13 protein-coding genes are annotated in these 20,393 nt (G+C 75.2%); 3 read left to right on the top strand and 10 right to left on the bottom strand.

The features are described from left to right. The first annotated feature begins 36 nt into the window (after window positions 1–36). Both uxaC and MODMU_RS10570 read left to right on the top strand, forming a co-directional pair. Window positions 37–1,449, top strand: a complete 1,413-nt coding sequence (uxaC, locus tag MODMU_RS10575; protein WP_014740224.1) for a glucuronate isomerase — start codon at window positions 37–39, stop codon at window positions 1,447–1,449. Next, window positions 1,446–2,684, top strand: a complete 1,239-nt coding sequence (locus MODMU_RS10570; RefSeq protein ID WP_014740223.1) for a mannitol dehydrogenase family protein — start codon at window positions 1,446–1,448, stop codon at window positions 2,682–2,684. Before uxaC ends, MODMU_RS10570 begins: the two co-directional genes overlap by 4 nt. A 14-nt stretch (window positions 2,685–2,698) precedes the next feature. Here MODMU_RS10570 and MODMU_RS10565 read toward each other — a convergent pair whose 3' ends face one another. From MODMU_RS10565 to MODMU_RS10520, 10 genes are all read right to left on the bottom strand, one after another. Then, the gene (locus MODMU_RS10565) at window positions 2,699–5,089 is read right to left on the bottom strand and encodes a glycoside hydrolase family 2 TIM barrel-domain containing protein (protein WP_014740221.1); all 2,391 of its coding nucleotides are present in this window, start codon (window positions 5,087–5,089) and stop codon (window positions 2,699–2,701) included. A 191-nt stretch (window positions 5,090–5,280) separates the two neighbouring features. Then, window positions 5,281–6,117: a nucleoside hydrolase gene (locus MODMU_RS10560; RefSeq protein ID WP_014740220.1), complete on the bottom strand. Its 837-nt coding sequence runs from the start codon at window positions 6,115–6,117 to the stop codon at window positions 5,281–5,283. Continuing rightward, the gene (locus MODMU_RS10555) at window positions 6,114–7,586 is read right to left on the bottom strand and encodes a glycoside hydrolase family 43 protein (RefSeq protein WP_014740219.1); all 1,473 of its coding nucleotides are present in this window, start codon (window positions 7,584–7,586) and stop codon (window positions 6,114–6,116) included. Before MODMU_RS10555 ends, MODMU_RS10560 begins: the two co-directional genes overlap by 4 nt. Continuing rightward, window positions 7,583–10,198, bottom strand: coding sequence for a glycoside hydrolase family 78 protein (locus MODMU_RS10550; protein ID WP_014740218.1), 2,616 nt, complete (start codon window positions 10,196–10,198; stop codon window positions 7,583–7,585). The genes MODMU_RS10555 and MODMU_RS10550 overlap by 4 nt, the downstream gene beginning before the upstream one ends. After that, window positions 10,195–11,106 carry an alpha/beta hydrolase gene (locus MODMU_RS10545; protein ID WP_014740217.1) on the bottom strand — a complete coding sequence of 304 codons (912 nt, stop codon included), beginning with the start codon at window positions 11,104–11,106 and terminating at the stop codon, window positions 10,195–10,197. The genes MODMU_RS10550 and MODMU_RS10545 overlap by 4 nt, the downstream gene beginning before the upstream one ends. Next, window positions 11,103–13,748 (bottom strand): family 78 glycoside hydrolase catalytic domain, encoded by a 2,646-nt coding sequence (locus MODMU_RS10540; protein WP_014740216.1) that lies wholly within the window; start codon window positions 13,746–13,748, stop codon window positions 11,103–11,105. The genes MODMU_RS10545 and MODMU_RS10540 overlap by 4 nt, the downstream gene beginning before the upstream one ends. Beyond that, window positions 13,745–14,764, bottom strand: a complete 1,020-nt coding sequence (locus MODMU_RS10535) for an ABC transporter ATP-binding protein (protein WP_014740215.1) — start codon at window positions 14,762–14,764, stop codon at window positions 13,745–13,747. Before MODMU_RS10535 ends, MODMU_RS10540 begins: the two co-directional genes overlap by 4 nt. Continuing rightward, a complete protein-coding gene (locus MODMU_RS10530) occupies window positions 14,761–16,764 on the bottom strand; it encodes a dipeptide/oligopeptide/nickel ABC transporter permease/ATP-binding protein (RefSeq protein ID WP_014740214.1) in 2,004 nt (667 codons plus the stop codon). The genes MODMU_RS10535 and MODMU_RS10530 overlap by 4 nt, the downstream gene beginning before the upstream one ends. Then, window positions 16,761–17,702 (bottom strand): ABC transporter permease, encoded by a 942-nt coding sequence (locus MODMU_RS10525; protein ID WP_014740213.1) that lies wholly within the window; start codon window positions 17,700–17,702, stop codon window positions 16,761–16,763. The genes MODMU_RS10530 and MODMU_RS10525 overlap by 4 nt, the downstream gene beginning before the upstream one ends. 88 nt (window positions 17,703–17,790) lie before the next feature. Next, window positions 17,791–19,374: an ABC transporter substrate-binding protein gene (locus tag MODMU_RS10520; RefSeq protein WP_014740212.1), complete on the bottom strand. Its 1,584-nt coding sequence runs from the start codon at window positions 19,372–19,374 to the stop codon at window positions 17,791–17,793. A gap of 182 nt (window positions 19,375–19,556) precedes the next feature. Between MODMU_RS10520 and MODMU_RS10515 the strand changes: the two genes are divergently transcribed. Then, a complete protein-coding gene (locus tag MODMU_RS10515; RefSeq protein WP_231851832.1) occupies window positions 19,557–20,360 on the top strand; it encodes an IclR family transcriptional regulator in 804 nt (267 codons plus the stop codon). Window positions 20,361–20,393 lie beyond the last annotated feature (33 nt).

Below are 20,393 nucleotides of genomic sequence, written 5' to 3'. Positions count from 1 at the left end.
TTGCCAGGCCGGGGTCAGCGCATCGAGCATCCGGCCATGGCAGAAGCGCTCGTCCTGCACCCCGACCGGCTGCTGCCGCCCGACCCGGGGGTCCGGGCGGTCACTCGTCGGCTCTACGACGCCGTCCGAGCGCTGCCGGTCCTCTCCCCGCACGGCCACGTCGACCCGCGGGTCCTCCTCGACGACGCGCCGTTCCCGGACCCGACGGCGCTGCTGATCACCCCCGACCACTACCTCACCCGGCTGCTGCACGCGTCCGGGGTGCCGCTGGCCGACCTGGGGGTGGGGCGCGCCGGCCTGACCGAAGCGGAGTCCCGCGCCGCGTGGCGGCTGCTCTGCGAGCACTGGCCGGCGTTCCGCGGCACGGCCTCGCGGTCCTGGCTGGAGGCCGAACTCAGTGAGGTCTTCGACGTCCGGCTGCGCCCGTCCGCCCGGACGGCCGACGCGGTGTACGACACGATCGCCGCCCGACTCGCCGAGGACGCCTACCGGCCACGGGCACTGTTCGAGCGCTTCGGCATCGAGGTGCTCGCCACCACCGACGACCCGTGCGACGACCTCGCGCCGCACGCTGCCCTGGCCGCGGACCCCACGTTCCCCGGCAGGGTGCTGCCCACCTTCCGCCCCGACCGGTACCTGGAGGCGGGCAGCCCGGACTGGCCGGCGCTGGTCGCCCGGCTCGGGGAGGTGTCCGGCTGCGACACCGGCAGCTACCGGGGCTGGGTCGCCGCCATGGAGCAGCGCCGGGCGCACTTCCGGGCGCACGGCGCCACCTCGGCCGACCACAGCCACGCCGACGTCGGCACCGAGCCGCTGGAGCCGGGCGTCGTCGAGCGCAGCTACGCCCGGGCGCTGGCCGGTACCGCCTCGGCCGCCGAGTGCACCGCCCTGCGCCGGCACATGTTGCTGGAGATGGCGCGGATGTCGGTCGAGGACGGCCTGGTCATGACCCTGCACCCCGGGGTGCGCCGCAACCACCACCGGCCCACGCTGCACGCCTCCGGCCCGGACACCGGGCACGACATCCCGCTGCGCGGGGACTTCACCGACCCGCTCCGGCCGCTGCTGGAGCGGTACGGCACCCACCCCGGACTGCACCTGGTGCTGTTCACGCTCGACGAGAGCGTGTTCTCCCGGGAGATCGCCCCGCTGGCCGGCTTCTACCCGTCGGTGTTCGTCGGCGCGCCCTGGTGGTTCCTCGACGCGCCGGCCGCGGTCCGGCGGTTCCGCGGCGCGGTGACCGAGACGGCCGGCTTCCGCCGCACCTCGGGCTTCGTCGACGACACCCGGGCGTTCTGCTCGATCCCGGCCCGGCACGACATGTCCCGCCGGCTGGACGCCGGGTACCTCGCCGGGCTGGTGGCCGAGCACGTGCTGGACGAGGACGAGGCGGTGGAGACGCTCGTCGACCTCGTCGCCGTCCGCCCCCGCGAGGTGTTCCGGCTGTGAGCTCCCTGCGCCGCGGCACGGCCGCTCCGCCGGTGCGCATGGTCCACCTCGGCCTGGGCAGCTTCTCCCGCGCGCACCAGGCCTGGTACACCGACCGGGCCGGTGACGACTGGGGCATCGCCGCGTTCACCGGCCGCCGACCCGACCTCGCCCGGGCGCTCGCTGCGCAGGACGGGCTGTACACGCTGGTCACCCGGGGCGCCGGCGGCGACGAGTTCTCCGTCGTCCGGTCGCTGGTCCGGGCGCACGCGGCCGACGAGCAGGACGCCTGGCTGCGGTACCTGGGCTCCCCCGACGTCCGGGTGGTCACCGTGACGGTCACCGAGGCCGGCTACGGCACGGCGGCGGACGGCGCCCCGGCGCGGCTGCTGGCCGGGCTGCGCGCCCGGCGGGCCGCCGACGCCGGCCCGGTCACCCTCGTGCCGTGCGACAACCTGCCGGGCAACGGCGCAGTGCTCGGCGCCGCGCTGCAGCACCTGATGGCGGAGACCGACCCCGCGATGGCGGACTGGCTCCGGGAGCAGGTGTCTGTCGCGACGACGGTGGTCGACCGCATCACCCCCGCGCCCACCGACGACGACCGGCGGGCCGTGCTGGCCGGCACCGGCGTCGACGACCGCTGCCCGGTCGCCACCGAGCCGTTCAGCGAGTGGGTGCTGGCCGGCGCGTTCCCCGGTGGCCGGCCCGCGTGGGAGACCGCCGGCGCCGTCCTGACGGCGGACGTGACGCCGTTCGAGGACCGCAAGCTGTGGCTGCTGAACGGCGCCCACTCGCTGCTGGCCTACGCCGGCCCGCTGCGCGGGTGGACGACCGTCGCCGAGGCGGTGACCGACCCGGTCTGCGCCGGCTGGGTGCAGGAGTGGTGGGACACCTGCGCGCCGCACCTGGACCTGCCCGTGGACGACGTCGCCCGCTACCGGGCAGCGCTGCTGGCGCGGTTCGCCGACCCGCGCATCCGGCACTCCCTGGCGCAGATCGCCGCGGACGGCTCGCAGAAGCTCCCGGTGCGCCTGCTCCCGGTGCTCCGCCGGGATGCGGGCGAGCGGCCGGCTGCCGCTGCCCGCCGTCCGGCTCCTCGCGGCCTGGCTGGTGCACCTCGTGTTTGGAGGCAGCACCCCGGTGCGGGACGTGCGGGCCGACGAGCTGCGACCGCTCGCCGGCTCGGTCCCGCGCGTGCTCGCGGCGCTGGACCCGGCCCTCGCCGACGACCGCGACCTGGCCGCCGCGGTCGCTGACTGCGTCGCCGAGCTCAGCGGGCGACCACGGTCAGCGTGACGTCGGCGCAGCCGGGCGCGGACGCCGTGACGGTGATCGTGCCCGCACCGGTCGGCCGGACGACGGCGAGCGCACGGCCGTCGAAGGTGGTGTGCACGTCGTCGAGGTAGGACTCCTCGGTCGCCGGCGCCGCCGAACCGAACCCGGCGAGCACGCCGGGCCCGGCGACGGTCACGGTGACCTCGCGGTCGACGCCCAGCGCCACGGTGCCGGCGGCGTCGGTGAGCGCGAGGTCGACGTACGCCAGGTCGGTGTCGTCGGCCCGCACGGCGTCCCGGTCGACGGCCGCCGTCAGCCGCACCGGCCCGTCGGCGGACCGGAGCGAGCACCGGCCGGTCTCCGCGCCGCCGCTGCGGGCGACCGCGGTCAGCTCGCCGGGTGCCCAGGGCACCGTGAACTCCGCCCGGAACCGGTGCGCCTCACCCGCCTTCGCGGTGCCGAGCGAGCGCCCGTCGAGCAGCAGCTCGACCTCGTCGGCGTCGCTGTAGACCTCGACGGTCACCGGCGTGCCCTCGGCGCCGGCGAACGCCCAGCTGCCCACCGAGTCGCTCCACGCCCACGGCGTCGCGACCGTCTCCCGCCCGGACCGCTCCGGCCGGACGACGGCGAGGTACGGGTCGCTGCGCAGGCCGAAGACGACCTCCCGGTAGAAGGAGGCGGGCCGGCGGTGCCCGGTGACGTCGATGTCCCCGCACCAGGCGAGCAGCCACGGGTAGGGGGCCCCGAACGCGCCGGCCGACGGGTCCTCGGCGTCCGCGGTCCGGCCGATCCCGGCCTCACCCAGGTAGTCCCAGCCGGTCCAGGTGAAGTCGCCGATAACGTGCGGGTGGTCCTGCACGAGCCGCCACAGCCGGTCGATCTCGTTCGCGAAGGTCTCGCTGCCCACCACGACGCGGTTCGGGAACGTCTCCCGGTCGGCCTCGTAGCGGGCGTCCATGTAGTTGAGCCCGGCGACGTCCAGGACGGCGAAGGACTCCGCGGTCCGCCGGCCGACCAGCTCGGAGGCGGCCAGCTCGCGCATGAACCCGCCCATGTCCGCGAGCATCGTGTTGATGCCGCCCTCGGCCTGGGCCGCGGCCTCGCCGATGACCGCCAGCATGCCGTTCACCCCGTTGGTGACCAGCCGGGACGGGTCGAGCCGGCGCACCTCCTCGGCCAGCCGCCGCGACCACAGCGCGCCGTGCGGGGTCGCCACCTCGGGGATCTCGTTGCCGATCGAGTACATCACCACGCTGGGGTGGTTGACGTCCTTGGCGACCATGGCCGCCACGTCGCACTGCCACCACTCCGGGAAGTCGAGCGCGGCGTCGAGGTCGGACTTGCTCTCGGTCCACATGTCGGTGAGCTCGTCCATCACCAGGACGCCGAGCCGGTCGCAGGCCTCGAGCAGCGCCCGGCTCATCGGGTTGTGCGCGCTGCGCAGCGCGTTGATCCCGGCCGCCTGCAGCAGCTCCACCCGGCGCTCGTCGGCGCGGTCGATCGTCGCCGCACCCAGGACGCCGTTGTCGGAGTGCAGGCACGCGCCGCGCAGCAGCACCGGCTCGCCGTTGACGCGCAGGCCGCGCACCGGGTCGACGGCGAGGGTGCGGATCCCGAAGGTCACCGTCTCGGCGTCGCCGTCGGCCAGCGTCACCGTCGCCGTGTGCAGCGCGGGTGCCCCCGGTCCCCACAGCGCCGGGTCGCGGACGACGAGCCGCTGGCGCACCACCGCCGGCTCCCCCGGTCGCACGGTCACCGGTGTCCGGTCGGCGGCGACCACGGCGCCGTCCGGCCCGCGCAGCTCGGTGACCGCCTCGGCGGTGGCCAGCCGCGGCCGGTCGTTGACGACCGTGGTGAGCACCTCCACGACGGCGAGGTCCCGGTCGGCGTCCACGGTGGTCACCCGGACGCCGTCCGGGGCGATGTGCAGCAGCGGGCCGACGACCAGGTGCACCGGCCGGGTGATGCCGCTGCCGGCGTACCAGCGGGAGTCCTGACCGGCGCGGCACACGACCCGCACCTCGTTCTCCTCGCCGTACCGCAGGTGGTCGTCCAGCGGCACGGCGAAGCCGGTGTAGCCCGACGCCCAGTGCGCTGCGAGGCTGCCGTTCACGTAGACCATCGCCCGCCGGTAGACGGCCTCGAACTCCAGCACCCAGCGCTGGTCGGCGGCGTCGGCCGGGACGGCGAAGGCCTTCCGGTACTCGTACACGCCGCCGGGGAAGTACCCCGGGCCGGCGCCGTGCGCGGCGTCCCGGGGCTCGGCGAGCGTGGCGTCGTGCGGCAGTGTGACGTCCTGCCACGGTGCCGCGGCGCCGACCATCTCGGCGAAGGAGTTGGCGTGCCGGCGGGTCTGCCAGCCGGCGGTGAACGGGGTGCGGCGCATGGCTGTCCTGTCATCGGGGTCATGAGGGGCAGCACGCGACGGACGGCGTCCTGGCTGGAGCGCCCCATGCCTCCGCGGGACCGGCCTCAGGGTGGTCGGCCGTCTGCTCGACCACCGCCGCTCCCGCGTGCTGTCGATGCTGGGGAACCGGCGTCACCGGGGCAACGGGCCTCCCATTGACCGGCAGCCGGTCAGCCGGCCGTCCGGCGCTCGTGCAGCCGGAGGCGGGCGAGCAGGTCGGCGACCAGCAGCCGGCCGTCGACGTCGGTGCAGACGCGGCGGGTCGCGGGCCCGGTCCAGGTGCTGGACGCGTCGTCGAGCGCGGTGACCAGCACGGGCGGGCTGTCGCCCAGCGGCCACACCTCGCCGAGCTCGACGAAGTCCGGCAGCGGCAGCGAGGTGAACCGCTGCCACAGCCAGGCGCCGACCCGGCCGGCGCCGCCCAGGTCGTGCTCCAGCTCCGCGACGGAGGCCGCGCAGCGGCGGTAGGTCTCCAGCGGGAACTGCCGCACCGCGAGCTCCGCCCGGCCCAGCACCTCCGCGGCGGCCTGCGGGTCGGTGTCCCGGTTGTACTCGGGCGCGTCCGGGTCCCCCTTCACGGCGACCCAGACCAGGGTGAGCCGGGCCGCGACGTCCGGCGCCTGCCGGAGGGCCTGGGCCACGTTGGTCAGCGGTCCGGCGCAGACCAGGAACAGCGGCAGCGGGTCGTCCCGCCGCGCCTCGGCGACGACGGCGTCCGCCGCCGCGGACGCGGTGTCACCCCCGCCGACCGGGACGTCGCAGCCGGCGGCCACCAGCGGCCGGTGCGGCCCGTCGACCAGGTCGACCAGCTCCTGGGCGAGCCGGGCCCCGGCGGCCGCGGTGCCCGCCGGCGGTCCGAACACCGGGCTGTTCGCCGACCCGGTCACCGCGACCACGCGGTTGGCCCGGCTGAGCAGGTGGTGCGCGAGCGCGACGAGCCCGTCCGGGTCGCCGGCCCAGTCGTTGTCGACCACCACCCGGCAGCGCTCGGCGATCCGCAGGGTCACGCGGCGTCCCCGCCGGAGTAGCGGAACGACCGGACGACGAGCGCGCCGGTCGAGCACCACACACCGGCGAGGCGTCCGGTCATCCCGCCGGCCACCTCGGTGGACACGTACCGGCCGTCGAGCCGGCCGAGCTCGGTGAAGGCGCCGTCCCGGACCACGCCGGCGACCAGCTGGTCGGGGCCGAGCGCCGTGGAGGAGAAGTGCCCCTGGTCCGGCACCGCCCGCAGCTCCAGCGCGACCTCCCCGGCCGGGACCTCGAGCTGACCGAGCACCGACCGCAGCGGGCCGACCTGGGCCACCGCCCGGACGACGCCGTCGGCGACCTCCAGGTCCAGGTGGTGCCGGGCGTCCATCCGCACCGACAGCCCGCCGACCCCCGCGCCCGCGTCGACGACCGCCTGCACCCGGCAGTGCAGGTGCTCCTGGCGCCGTCCGGCGAACGCCAGGTCGTCGCTCGCCGGGTCGCCGTCCACGGCCGTGAGACGCCAGCCGCGCTCCTCCCGCTCCAGCACCTCGCCGGGGAAGCGGCGCGGCGACACCCAGGACACCGGCAGCTCATCGCCGGCCAGCTCGTCCAGGGACACCGCGCCGCCGGGCGGGGTCAGCCAGTCGCCGATCCGCGGCCAGCCGTCCTCCCAGATCACCTCGGCGGCGAAGGTCTCCCGGCCCAGCACGTGGAACTGCGGGCTGGCGCCGCGCGGCCGGACGCCGTGGAAGACGATCGCCCAGCTGCCGTCGGGCCGCTGCACCAGGTCGGCGTGGCCGGTGTTCTGCACCGGCGACTCGACGCCCCGGTGGGTGAGCAGCGGGTTGTGCGGGCACGGCTCGAACGGGCCCTGCGGCGAGCGGCTGCGCGCGATCGTCACGGCGTGCCCGCGCTCGGTGCCGCCCTCGGCGATGAGCAGGTACCACCAGCCGCCGATGCGGTAGAGGTGCGGACCCTCCGGGAAGCGGCCGCCGGTGCCCTGCCAGACGTGCTGCCGCTCGGTGAGCGCCCGGCCGGTCGCCGGGTCGACGGCCTGCTGGACGAGGCCGGCCGGACCGCCCGCGCCGAAGCCGGCGTAGGTGACCAGCAGCGTGCCGTCGTCGTCCCAGGCCAGGTCCGGGTCGATGCCGCGGACCTCGGGCATCCGCACCGGCTCGGACCACTCGCCCAGCGGGTCCTCGGCGGTGGCCAGGGTCTGCCAGCCGCCGTCGGCGAGGTTGGTGGTGACCATCCAGAACCGGCCGTCGTGGTGGCGCAGCGTCGGCGCGGTGATGCCGCCCGAGCCGGGCGCCGCCGACACGTCCAGCTGCGCGGGCCGGGCCAGCACGTGCCCGACCTGCTCCCAGGAGCGCAGGTCGGTCGACCGGAACAGCGGCACGCCGGGGGCGTACTCGAAGCTCGAGACGACCATCCAGTAGGTGTCGCCGACCCGGCAGACGCTGGGGTCCGGGTGGAACCCGGGGACGACGGGCGTCGGCGTCACGAGTGCGCGTCCGGGTCGAAGAACAGCGCCGGCTTCTCCACCGGCGCAGGGACGGTGATCTCGCGGGTGAACGAGTGCCGGCCCGAGCCGACCTCGACCGGCGCGCCGCCGTCGGGCAGCACGACCTCCGCCGTGGTGCTCGGCGGGACCACGACGTCCAGGGCGAAGTCCGACCCGTCGACGGTCCAGGACACCGACGCGGGACCGTACGGCGTGTCGTGCGTCGCCGCCGCCGCGGTGATCCCCGGCCCGGGACGCGGGGCGACCCGCAGCCGCCGGTAGCCCGGCGCGGCCGGCGCCAGCCCGGCGACGGTGCGGTGCAGCCAGTCGGCCACCGCACCCAGCGCGTAGTGGTTGAACGACGTCATCTCGCCGGGGTTGATGGTCCCGTCGGGGAGCATGGAGTCCCAGCGCTCCCAGATGGTGGTCGCGCCCATGGTCACCGGGTAGAGCCACGACGGGTTCTCCCGCTGCAGCAGCAGCTCGTAGGCGGTGGGCAGCTCACCGGCGGAGGTCAGCGCGTCGGTCACCAGCGGCGTGCCGAGGAAGCCCGTGGCGATGTGGAACCCGTCCTTGAGGACCTGTTCGGCCAGCAGCGCGCCGGCGTGCTCCCGCTGCTCCGGGGTCAGCAGGTCGAACTCGAGCGCCAGCGCGTACGCCGTCTGCGAGGGGAAGGTGACCCGGCCGGTGGGCGTCACGTACTCGGCGCGGAACCGCTGCGCCGCCCGCTCGGCCAGGTCGGCGAAGCGGGTGCCGTCCCGGCCGAGGACCTCCGCGGCCTCCGCCACCGTGCGCGCCGAGCGGGCCAGGTAGGCGGTCGCGACGCACTGCCAGGGCGTGCGCGCCGCTGCCGGGTTGTCCGGCGGGGCGGCGGTGTCCAGCCAGTCGCCGAAGGAGAACCCGCCCTCCGGGAAGTCCAGGTCGGCCCCGGCGCGGGCGGCGAAGACGTCGATCCAGGCGGTCATCGACGCCCACTGGTCGGCGAGCAACCCGGCGTCCCCGGTCCGCTGGTACAGCACCCACGGGACGACGACGGCCGCGTCGCCCCACCCGACGTCGGCCTGCAGCGGGAAGGGCAGCAGCGGCAGGAACGGCACGTACATCGGCACGATGCCGTCGTGGTCCTCCAGCTGCTCGACGGCGAGGTCGGCCAGCCAGGACCGCAGCATGCCGGTGGTGTCGTAGAGGAACGAGGCGGTGGGCGCGAAGACCTGCAGGTCACCGGTCCAGCCCAGCCGCTCGTCGCGCTGCGGGCAGTCGGTGGGCAGGTCGAGGAAGTTGCCGCGCATGCCCCAGACGACGTTCTCGTGCAGCCGCTCGACGTCGGGGTCCGAGCAGCTGAACGTGCCGGTGCGGCGCAGGTCGGTGTGCAGCACGACGGCCTCGAGCGCGTCGGCGGTGAGCTCGCCGGGCCAGCCGCTGACCTCCGCGTACCGGAAGCCGTGGGAGGTGAACCGCGGCTCCCAGGTCCGCGGCCCGTTCCCGTCCAGGACGACGACGTCGGTCGCCCGCGCCGCCTTCAGCGGCCGGGTGCCCAGCTCGCCGTGCTCCAGGACCTCGGCGTGCCGGACGGTGATCTCGGTGCCGGCCGGGGCGTCGGGCAGCGCGAACCGGATCCGGCCGACCAGGTTCTGCCCGAAGTCGACCAGCGTCGCGCCCGACGGCGAGGTGCTGATCTCCCGGACGGGCACGGTCCCGGTCCGGCGCACCGGCGGACCGGTCGGCGCGACGAGCGTCCCGACGTCCAGCGACCCGGTCTCGACCGGCGCCCAGTCGCCGTCGTCGAAGGCGGGTGCCGACCAGCCGGGCAGCTCGCGGCGGGAGTCGAACGTCTCGCCGTTGTAGAGCCCGGCCCGGGTCAGCGGGCTCGGCGCCGACCGCCAGGACCCGTCGGTCGTGACGACGGTGCGGCTGCCGTCGGGGTGCTCGACCTCGAGCTGCACGAACGCGCCGGTGCGGTCGCCGTACCAGTCGCGCTTGCCGGTGAACCCGAGGAAGCCGGTGAACCACCCGTCGGCGAGGTGCACGCCGATCGCGTTGGCGCCCTCGCGCAGCAGGCCGGTGACGTCGTGGGTCTGGTACCGCAGCCGGTGCCGGTAGCTGGTCCAGCCGGGTGCCAGCACCTGGTCGCCGACGACGGCGCCGTTCAGCTCGGCCTCGTAGACGCCCTGCGCGGTGGCGTACAGCCGGGCCCGGACGACGGGCCGGTCGAGCACGAACTCCCGGCGCAGCAGCGCGGCCGGCTCACCCTCGCCGACGGGAACCGGCCGGACCAGGGTCGCCGTCCAGTCGGCCGGCTCCAGCAGCCCGGCCTCGACGACGACGTCCTCGCTCCAGGCGGAGGGCTCGGCCGCCCCGGTGCCCCAGACCCGGACCCGGACGCTGCGCCGCTCCCGGCTGGTCAGCGGCGGTGCACCCCACGGCACCAGCACCGACTCGTCGCTCGCGACGCGGCCGGACGACCAGTCGTCGACCTCCAGCTCGTAGGCCGTCTGGTGCCAGTCGGGCAGCTCGGTGCTCGTGACCCAGGACAGCCGGGGCCGGATGTCGCCGATGCCCAGCGGCTCGCGGTGGTGCTCGACGGTGACCGGCGCGACCGTCACGTCGCTCATGCCAGCGCCCGGGTCAGGTACTCGACGGTGAGCCGGACGAGCCCGTCGACGTCGTCGTGACCGTCGAAGATGTGCTCAGCCCCCTCCACCGGCACGAGCGTCGAGGACACACCGGCGGCGGTCAGCGCGGCGTGCAGCTGCTCGCTCTGCGCGTACGGGACCAGCCAGTCGGCGGTGCCGTGCACCAGCAGGAACGGCGGCGCGTCCGGGGTCACGTGGGTGACCGGGCTGGCGTCGGCGCGCGCGGCGCCCTCCAGCCCGCGGGTCAGGTGGTCCTCGGGCGGCGTGGCCATCTCCGGGGGCAGCTTGGCGGCGATGGACGGCGGCAGCGCCACCCGCGGCATGGTCTCCAGGTCGGCCGGGCCGTACCAGTCGACGACGACGTCGACCGTGCTGAACTCGCCGAGCACGCCGTGGGTGCCCTCCAGGTCCGGCCGGTGCGCGGTCAGCCCGACCAGCGCGGCGATGTGCGCCCCGGCGCTCTCGCCGGCGACGCCGATCCGCCCGGTGGAGATGCCGAGCTCGCCGGCGTGGGCCCGCAGGTAGCGGACGGCGGCCTTCGCGTCGTGCAGCTGGGCGGGGAACGGTGCCTCGAGGGCGTGCCGGTAGTCGATGGTGGCGACGGCGAGCCCGGCCTCGAGCAGCGCGTCGAACACCTGGTTCGGCTTCAGCGTCTCGGGCAGGTACCGGCGGTCACCGAACATGAACCCGCCGCCGTGCACCCACACGACCAGCGGCGGCGGGGTGGCGCTGTCGGGCACCCACAGGTCCAGCTGCAGCGGCCGGTACCCGACCGCGACGGCGTAGGTGATGCCCGAGAAGTGCCGGACCCCGTCGTCGCGCAGGATCGGCTCGGTGGGGGCGAGGAAGCGGGCGGGGCCGGCCCACTCGGGGGCTTCGGTGCTCATCGGGCGCTCTCCGTCGTCGTGAGGGTGTGCCGGCCGGGGCCGGCGGTGGTGGTGGTGCCGTCGGGCAGGACGACGGTCGCCTCGGTCCCGGCGGGGACGCGGACGTCGAGCTCGAACCGGTCGCCGTCCAGCCGCCAGGAGGACTCGATCCGGCCGTACGGCGACTCGTGCGCGGCCGCCGCGGAGGTCAGCCCGCCGCCGGGACGCGGCTGCACGCGGAACCGCCGGTACGCCGGGTCGACGAGCTCGATCCCCGCCGTGTACCGGTGCAGGAAGGAGATGACGGCGCCCTTGGAGTAGTGGTTGAGCGACTCGTGCGGCACGCCCTCGGCCGAGACGCCGTCCCAGCGTTCCCACACCGTGGTGGCGCCGCGGTCGACCATGGTCAGCCACGACGGCTCGGAGTCCTGCAGCAGCAGCTCGTAGGCCACGTCGAGGTGCCCGGTGTCGGCGAGCACCGGCAGCAGGTGGGGGGTGGCCAGGAAGCCGGTGCCCAGGTGGGTGTCGGCCTTGCGGACCAGCTCGACCAGCCGCTCGGCGACGGCCGGCCGCAGCTCGTCCGGCACCAGGTCGAAGGCGAGCGCCCGGACGTGGGCGGCCTGGGTGTCCGGGGTGAGGCCGCCGTCGGCGGCCAGGTACTCGGCCTGCCACGCGGCGCGGGCGTGCGCGCTCAGCTCGGCGTACCGCGTCGCGTCGTCGTCCCGGCCGAGGACCGCCGCGATCCGGGCCATCAGCCCGGCGCTGTGCGCCAGGTACGCCGTGGCCACGTCGCCCTTGTCGGCGGCGACGAACGCGCCGAAGTCGCCGATGTCGACGCCCGGCTCCAGCCACTCGCCCCAGTGGAAGCCGGTGTCCCACAGGAACTGCTCGTGCGCCGCCGGCTCGGGACGGGCCGCGGCCCGGCTCGGGTGCCGCTGGTCGCGGGCGGTCCACTCGGCCCGGTCCAGCCAGCCGACCATGGCCGGCCACAGCTCGGCGAGGACGTCGCTGTCGCCGTAGGCCCGGTACAGCTCCCACGGCACGATCACCACCGCGTCGCCCCAGCCGGCCGAGCCGTTGAGGAAGGCGACCGGGCCCTCCCGGCCCTCCGAGCGGGCGCTCGGGCTGATGTTGGCGATCGTCCCGTCCGGCCACTGGTCGGCGGCGACGTCGCGCAGCCACTTGGTGGAGAACCCGGCGACGTCGTACAGGAACGCAGCGGTGGGCACGAACAGCTGCCAGTCGCCGGTCCAGCCCGCCCGCTCGCGGTGCGGGCAGTCGGTCGGGACGTCGCAGGCGTTGTCCCGCAGGCTCCACACCGCGGCCTCGTGCAGCCGGTCGAGCCGCTCGTCGCTGCAGGAGAACCAGCCGGTGCGGGTCAGGTCGGTGTGCACCACCACGCCGCGGACGTCGTCCGGGGTGAGCCGGCCCGGGTGGCCCTCGATCCGCACGTACCGGAAGCCGTGCGTGGTGTGCCGCGGCTCGAAGACGTCGCCGGGCACGCCCGCGGACACCACCCGGTCGACCTGCCCGGCGGGCAGCGGCTCGGGCAGGAACGGCACGGCCGGGCGGAGGTGGTCGGTGGTGACGTCGCCGTCCGGGCCGAGCCACTCGCCGTGGGTGAGGGTCAGCGCGGTGTTCGCCGGGCCCAGGTCGGTCAGCCGCACCCAGCCGTTGACGTTCTGCCCCAGGTCGACCAGCTGCGCGCCGCCGGCCAGCCGGGTGACCGAGACCGGCACGATCTCCTCGACCCGGCGCACCGGCGGCGCGGGCGAGTCGACCAGGCCGGCGTAGCCGTGGTGCACCACCGTCACCGGGGCCCAGGAGCCGTCGTCGAAGCCGGCGGTGTCCCAGCCGCGGGGCAGCCGGCGCAGGTCGACCCGCTGGCCGGCGATCAGGTCGGCGGCCACGACGTGGCCCTCGGTGCTGCGCCAGTCCGGGCCGGTGCCGACGGTCGTGACCGAGCCGTCGTCGTGGGTCAGCTGGAGCTGGCCGAGGAAGGCCAGCCGGTCGCCCCACTGGTCGGCGGCCCGGACGATGCCGATCTGGCCGCGGAACCACCCGTCGGACAGCACGACGGACACGGTGTTGCGGCCGGGCCGGAGGGACCCGGTCACGTCGTGGGTCTGCACCTGCAGCCGGACGTCGTACTGGGTGAACCCGGGCGTGAGCTCGGCGTCCCCGGCCTGCTCGCCGTTGACGGCCGCCTCGTACAGCCCCTGCGCGGTGGCGTGCAGCCGGGCGGCGACGACCGGCCGGTCGACGTCGAACTCGTACCGCAGCAGCGCGGCCGGCCGCTCCCCCGGCGCGCCCGCCGGCATGACGCCCGGCTCGATCCAGGCTGCCTGCCAGTCCTCGGCCCACAGCAGGCCCGTCTCGAACCAGCCCGGCTGGGACGGCGGGCTCTCGCCCAGGTCGGTGCGGACCCGGACCTGCCACTCCACCCGCTGACCCGACGCCAGCGGCGGGCCGGCGTAGGGCACCAGCAGGCTCCGGTCGCCCGCCACCCAGCCGGTGTCCCAGCCGTTGTCCGCGGTCAGCCGGTATGCCTGCTGGGCGCGGGCCCCCTCGGGCAGCCGCCAGGACAGCCGCGGCGCGGTCGTCCGGATGCCGATCGCGGCGTCCAGGTGCTCGACCCGAAGGCCGGACGGTGCGCTGCTCATAGAGCGGGCACTCGCTCCGCGTGGTGGCAGGCGGTGAGGTTGTCGTCGATGAGCCGCAGCGGCGGGCGCTGCTCGGCGCACACGTCGGTGGCCAGCGGGCAGCGCGGCACGAACGGGCAGCCGGTCGCCGAGGCCGCGGCGGCACCGGCGGTGCCCATGCCCAGCGCCTCCCGCGCCGCCCGGCGGGCGGCCTGCTCGGCCGGCCGCGGCACCGGGGCCGCCGAGGTCAGCGCCACCGTGTACGGGTGCCGGGGCGCCTGGCTGACCGCCTCCACCGGGCCGGTCTCCATGATCTGCCCGCGGTAGAGCACCACCGTGCGCTGGGAGAGGAACCGGACCACGCCGAGGTCGTGGGCGATGAACAGGAACGACAGGCCGCGCTGGTCGCGCAGGTCGGCGAGCAGGTTGAGCACCTGCGCCTGGGTGGACAGGTCCAGCGCCGACACCGGCTCGTCGAGGACGACGACCTTGGGGTCGCAGACCAGCGCCCGGGCGATCGCGATCCGCTGCCGCTGACCACCGGAGAACTGCGACGGGTACCGGTCGACGGCCTCGCCGGGCAGCCCGACGGACTCCAGGCCGCGGCGCGCCTTCTGCCACGCGGTGTCGCCCTTGGTGCCCATGAGCGCGAGTGGCTCGACCAGCGTCTGACCGATCGTCCGGGCCGGGTTGAGCGAGGAGTACGGGTCCTGGAACACCACGCGCAGGTCGGCCACCTGCCGGCTGCGCTGCTTGAGCGACATCCGGGTGATGTCCTGGCCGTGCACCCGGACCGTGCCCGAGGTCGGCGGCTGCAGCCCGAGGACCGCCTTGCCGATCGTGGACTTGCCCGACCCGGACTCGCCGACCAGCCCGACGGTCTCGCCGGGGGCGATGTCGAAGCTGACACCGTCGATGGCGGGCGCGGTGCGCCGGGCCTTGCGGCCGGAGCCGTACCGGACGACGAGGTCGCGGACCTGCAGCGCCGGCGTCGGGGACAGGGTGGCGGCGGCGGTCGCGCCGGCGGGGGCGGTCATCGGGACACTCCAGCGGTCGGGGCGGGTGCGACGGCGGCGTCGGCCGGCGTCCCGGCGCCGACGGGCTCGGCGTCCCAGGTCGCCTGGGCGGAGGCGAGCTCGTCGACGCGGATGCAGAGCACCGAGCCGGAGCCGTGCGCGGGCAGGGCCGGGAACGGCGCGGTGCACTTCTCCTGGGCGAACTGGCAGCGGCTGGCGAACCGGCAGCCGGTCGGCCACGAGCCGGGCGGCGGGACGGTGCCGGGGATCGACGCCAGCCGCAGCGGCACCGGCTCCCCCTCGGGCACGTGCGGGTTCGCACCCAGCAGGGCCATCGTGTACGGGTGCGAGGGGTCGTCCAGGACGGCCGCCGCGGTGCCGGACTCGACGACCGCGCCGGCGTACATGACCGCGACGTCGTCGCAGATGTCGGCGACCACGCCCAGGTCGTGGCTGACGATGACCACCGACAGCCCGGTGTCCCGGACCAGCGCCCGCAGCAGGCTGAGGATCTCCGCCTGCACCGTGACGTCGAGGGCGGTGGTCGGCTCGTCGGCGATGAGCAGCTCCGGCTGGCCGGTCAGCGCCAGCGCGATGCACACCCGCTGGGCCATGCCGCCGGACAGCTGGTGCGGGTAGCTCTTCAGGACCCGCTCGGCGTCGACGATGCCGACGTTGCGCAGCAGCTCGGCGGCGATCGTGCGGGCCTCCCCGCGGCCGACGCCGCGGAACCGGCGGATCGGGCCGACCAGCTGGTAGGCGATGGAGAACATCGGGTCCAGCGCGACCATCGGCTCCTGGGAGATCATCGCGATCTCCCGGCCGCGGACGGCGGTGAGCTCCTTCTCCGACAGCCCCACGAGCTCGCGGCCCTGCCAGCGGATCGACCCGCCGGAGACCGAGACGCCGTCGGGCAGCAGGCCCATCAGCGAGCGGGCGGTCATCGTCTTGCCGCAGCCGGACTCACCGACCAGGCCGAGCACCCTGCCGCGGCGCAGCGCGAAGGAGACGCCGGTGACCAGCTGCGGGCCGTCGTCGACGGCGACCGACAGGTCGCGCACCTCCAGGACGGCGCCGGGGTCGGCCGGAGCGGTGTCCGCGGGCGCGACCGGGGTGCGCTTCCTCCGCCGGGCGACCGGCCTCTCTGCCTTGGCCTTGCCGGCGATCGCGTCGGCCAGCTCGTTGGCCGCCACCACGGTGAGCGCCAGCACCAGCCCGCTCGGCACCAGCAGCCACGGCGCGTCGAACAGGTGCCCGGAGGCGTCCTGGATCATGAAGCCCCAGGAGGGGTCCGGCTCGCCGGGGCCGAAGCCCAGGAACGCCAGGCCCGCGACGATGAGCAGGCCGATGCCGAACAGCTGCGCGGCCTGGACGGCGACCACGGTGGCCATCGAGGGCAGCACGTGCAGCAGGTTCACCCGCAGCGAGCCGAGCCCGTTGACCCGGGCGGCGTCGACGTACAGCCGCTGGCGCACCGACTGGGCGACGCCGAGCATCACCCGGTAGACCGCGGCGGAGATCAGCACACCCAGGATCGCCATCACCGGGTAGAGCTTGTTGCCGATGACGCCGATCACCGCGAGCAGCAGGATGGTGGCGGGCAGCGCCATCAGCACCTCGGTCGACCGGCTGGTGATCCGCTCGACCTTCCGGCCGCGCTCGGCGGCGAGCAGCGCGAGCGGCAGGCCGATGCCGAACGCGACCAGCAGCATCAGCGCCGAGGACAGCAGCGGCAGCGAGCCGGCCGTGAAGATCCGGGACAGCAGGTCGCGGCCCAGCGGGTCGGTGCCGAACCAGTGGTCGGCCGACGGCAGGGCCAGCCGGTTGGCCGTGTCCTGCTCGGTGACCTCGTACGGCCGCCACAGCGGGGCGGTGAGCGAGGCGACGACGATGAACACCAGCCAGGCGGCGCCGAAGACCCCGCCGGGACGGCGCAGGAAGCCGGGGACACCGCGCCGGTGGGCGGGCGGGACGGGCTCGGTGGCGACCTCGTCGGCCGCGTCCAGTGGCAAGACGCTCATGCGGTACGCACCTTCGGGTCCAGCGCCGCGACCACCAGGTCGAGCAGCAGGTTGACGACGACGACCACGACGGTCGCGATGATCACGACCCCGATCAGCGCCGGGAAGTCGTGGGAGGCGGCGGACTGCTGGCCGGCCTGGCCGAGGCCGGGCAGGGCGAACAGGTTCTCGATGATCACCGAGCCGCCGAAGAGCGCGATGAACTGGATGCCGAGCACCGAGACCACCGGCACGCTGCTGAAGCGCAGGGCGTGCACGTAGCGGATCCGCCACTCCGGCGTCCCCATGGCCCGCAGCGTGCGGATGTGCTCCTGCCCGAGCGCCTCGCGCATCCCGGCCGCCGCGGTGCGGGCGATGATCGCCGCCCCGCCGACGGCCAGGGTGAGCACCGGCAGGACCAGGCTGGTGGCCCAGGCGGTCGGGTCGGTGGAGAACGGCACGTACCCGGTGGCCGGCAGCAGCTGGAGCTGGATGGCCAGCAGGTAGACGACGATGACGCCCACCCAGAACGCCGGCAGCGAGAGCGCGACGCCGGCCCCGGTGGTGATCAGCTTGCCCAGCCGGCCGCCGCGGACCGCGGCGGTGACGCCGAGCAGGACGCCGACCACGGCGGACAGCAGCGTGGCGAACAGCGCGATCGACGCGGTGACCGGGAGGCGGTCGGCGAGGTCGGCCCCGATCGAGCGGCCGTCGATCAGCGACGTCCCCAGGTCGAGCCGGAACAGCTGGCCCAGGTAGTCGAAGAACTGCACGTAGAGCGGCCGGGTCCAGCCCAGCGCCTCGTTCTGCGCCGCGATCTCGGCGGCGGTGGCACCTGGCCCCGCCTTGACCGCACCGGGGGTGCCGTTCCCCGCGTGGACCAGCAGGAAGGTGATGAGCACGGCGGCGAGCACGGTGCCGACCGCCAGGGCCAGCCGCTTCGCGACGTAGGCGAGCATCTCGGGGTTCCTCGTCTGATGGGGGTTCGAGGGGCCGGGTCCGGCCGGTGGCCGCGGGGGTCACCCCGCGGCCACCGGCCGGCACGGGTCAGCTGGCGGGCTTGATCGACGAGAGCACGAAGTAGTTGTTCGTGCCGGCGAACGAGGGCGCGGCCACCTCGTCGGCGTTGTAGCCGAAGTAGGTGAAGTCCTCGTAGGCCGGGGCGACCCAGGCGTTCGCGGTGAGCGCGGTGTTCAGGTCGGTCAGCGCCTGCTCCTGGGCGTCACCGGTGGCACCGAGCGCCCCACCGAGCGCAGCCTCGATCTCCGGCTCCTTGGCACCCTGCGTGTTCAGGAAGCCGCCGTAGAGGACACCGGCCACGAAGCCGGCCGGCTGCGCGCCCGGGGCGAACGGGTTGAACAGGACCGGGTCGGTCTGCACCGCGGCGAACAGCTGGTCGGTGGAGGTGGCGGTGACGAAGTCCATCGTGATCCCGACCTCGGCCAGCTGGGCCTGGACGGCGACCTGGTCCTCGGTCGGCTGGCCGAGCACCGTGACGCCGAACTCGAAGCCGTCCGGGAGGCCCGCCTCGGCCAGCAGCGCCTTGGCCTTCGCCGGGTCGTAGCCGTACTCCTCGTCGAGGGCCGGGTCGAATCCGGCGGCGTCCTCGGGGAAGAACTGGGCCGTGGCCCGGGAACCCTCGTGCAGGTCGCTCACCAGCTTCTCGCGGTCGATCGCGTAGCCGATGGCCTGCCGGGCCTTCTCGTTGCCGAAGGCCGGGTTCGTCGCCCCGGTCTTGTCGAGGAAGTAGAAGCCCACGATGGTGCCGCCCTGGCTCACCGTCTTCTGCCGCGACTCGACCAGGTCGATCGTGCCCGGGTCGAGGATGCCGGCGACGTCGGCCTGACCGGAGACGACCGCGTTGGCCCGGGCCTGCGGGTCGACGATCACCTTGAAGGTGATCGTGTCGTAGGCCCAGTCGTCGGCGTTGCGGGCGTCGTCGCTCTTCTCGAAGGTGTACGAGCTCGCCCGCGTCGTCTCGTCGGTGTCCAGCGTGTACGGGCCCGAGCCGTCCGGCGTGGTCTCCAGCGAGGTGGGGTCGGCGACGCCGTCGGGGCCGACGATGACGCCGGCGGTGTCGACCAGGTTGTTCTCCGGTGCCGCCTGCGGCTTGGCCCAGGTGATGACGACGGTCTTCGGGTCGGGCGCCGCGACGTCGGTGATCTCCGACGCCTGGCCGGGCGCGAGCGAGCCGTAGGCCTCCAGGTCCGGGTCGCTGCGGCGGTCCAGGTTGGCCTTGACGATCGCGGAGTCCAGCGGCTTCCCGTCGGTGAACGTGACGCCGTCGACGAGGGTCAGCGTGGTCTGGGTGTTGTCGGCGTTGTTGGTGAAGTCGCTGACCAGGCTCGGCGTCACGGTGCCGTCGGGAGCGGTCACGAACAGCGCGTCGTACAGACCGCTGAAGAACTCGAACTGCCCCTGCGCGTACAGCAGCGGGTCGTAGCCGTTGGGCGCCGCGTCCGCGTCGAGGGCGATGGTCACGGTGTCGCTCTCGCTGGCGCTGGCGCCGCCGCTGCTCCCACCGCAGGCGGCGAGGGAGGTGAGCGCACCGGCGGCGAGGACGGCCACACCGGTCCGCATCATCGACGGGCGGCGCACCACGAGGGGCTGGCGAGTCCTGAACGGCTTCATACCGGTCTGGCTCCTTCGCTTCGTTACGGAGGGGTCACATCGGCCGGGGACTCGGCCGCGCCGGAGGTCCCGGCGTTGGCGTCGACCATGCGGGCGGCCCTCCCGTGACGTCAGGCACAATGCCGATCAATGGAAGACAACTGTGGTGTGCGCCTCATCGACGATCACCCGGAGGACCGCCCGTGACCGAGGACGAGCCCGCTGTCCGGGTGCGCGGCCGCCGCCCGCCGCAGGGAGAGCCGGTGGTCGACCGGGCGCTCGCGCTGCTCGGCGCCTTCGACGCCGGCCACCCGTACCTGAGCCTCAGCGAGCTGAGCCGGCGCAGCGGCATCCCGGCCAGCTCCGCGCTGCGCCTCGCCGGGCGGCTGCTGGAGTGGGGCGCCCTGGAGCGCGGCGCCGACGCCCGGTTCTCCATCGGGCTGCGGCTGTGGGAGGTCGCCTCGCTGACCCCGCGCGGGCACGGCCTGCGCCAGGTGGCGCTGCCGTTCATGGGCGACCTGGAGGAGGTCACCCGCCAGCACGTGCTGCTCGCCGTCCGCGAGGGCGAGGAGGCGCTGCTGGTGGAGCGGCTGTCCTCGCACGGCGCCGTCGCCGCGCTGTACCGGCCCGGCGGCCGGATGCCGCTGCACTCCACCGGGGTCGGGCTGGTGCTGCTGGCCTTCGCCGACTCCGCGTTCCAGGAGCAGGTGCTCGCCCAGCCGCTGATCCACCAGCCGGAGAAGGTCCCGGTCTCCCCCGCCGCGCTGCGCCGCACGCTGGCCGAGATCCGCCGGGAGGGCCTGGCCACCTTCCGCCGCGGCGCCCCCGGGCCGATCGTCTCGGTGGCCGCGCCGGTGCACGACGCGCAGGGCGCGGTGGTCGCGGCGCTGTCTGTCGTCGTCCCGGCGGAGAACGCCGAGCCCCGGCTGCTCGGCCCGGCGGTGCGCACGGCCGCCCGGGGCATCTCCCGCGGGCTGGGTGCCCGCCGGGCGCCGGGGTCGGTGTAGTCGACTCCTCTGCCATTGGGCGGCAGCGGTGGT

Source organism: Modestobacter italicus (assembly GCF_000306785.1).
Taxonomy (GTDB): Bacteria; Actinomycetota; Actinomycetes; order Mycobacteriales; family Geodermatophilaceae; genus Modestobacter; species Modestobacter italicus.
The sequence above is the reverse complement of the archived record's forward strand: the minus strand, read 5'-3'. Positions and strand labels throughout refer to the sequence as shown.

Bases quoted from the DNA above. Each gene is read 5' to 3' on its own strand.
- MODMU_RS10520 (WP_014740212.1), bottom strand. From the start codon at position 19,374: ATGAAGCCGTTCAGGACTCGCCAGCCCCTCGTGGTGCGCCGCCCGTCG.
- MODMU_RS10535 (WP_014740215.1), bottom strand. From the start codon at position 14,764: ATGACCGCCCCCGCCGGCGCGACCGCCGCCGCCACCCTGTCCCCGACG.
- uxaC (WP_014740224.1), top strand. From the start codon at position 37: ATGGCAGAAGCGCTCGTCCTGCACCCCGACCGGCTGCTGCCGCCCGAC.
- MODMU_RS10545 (WP_014740217.1), bottom strand. From the start codon at position 11,106: ATGAGCACCGAAGCCCCCGAGTGGGCCGGCCCCGCCCGCTTCCTCGCC.
- MODMU_RS10530 (WP_014740214.1), bottom strand. From the start codon at position 16,764: ATGAGCGTCTTGCCACTGGACGCGGCCGACGAGGTCGCCACCGAGCCC.
- MODMU_RS10540 (WP_014740216.1), bottom strand. From the start codon at position 13,748: ATGAGCAGCGCACCGTCCGGCCTTCGGGTCGAGCACCTGGACGCCGCG.
- MODMU_RS10550 (WP_014740218.1), bottom strand. From the start codon at position 10,198: ATGAGCGACGTGACGGTCGCGCCGGTCACCGTCGAGCACCACCGCGAG.
- MODMU_RS10525 (WP_014740213.1), bottom strand. From the start codon at position 17,702: ATGCTCGCCTACGTCGCGAAGCGGCTGGCCCTGGCGGTCGGCACCGTG.
- MODMU_RS10565 (WP_014740221.1), bottom strand. From the start codon at position 5,089: ATGCGCCGCACCCCGTTCACCGCCGGCTGGCAGACCCGCCGGCACGCC.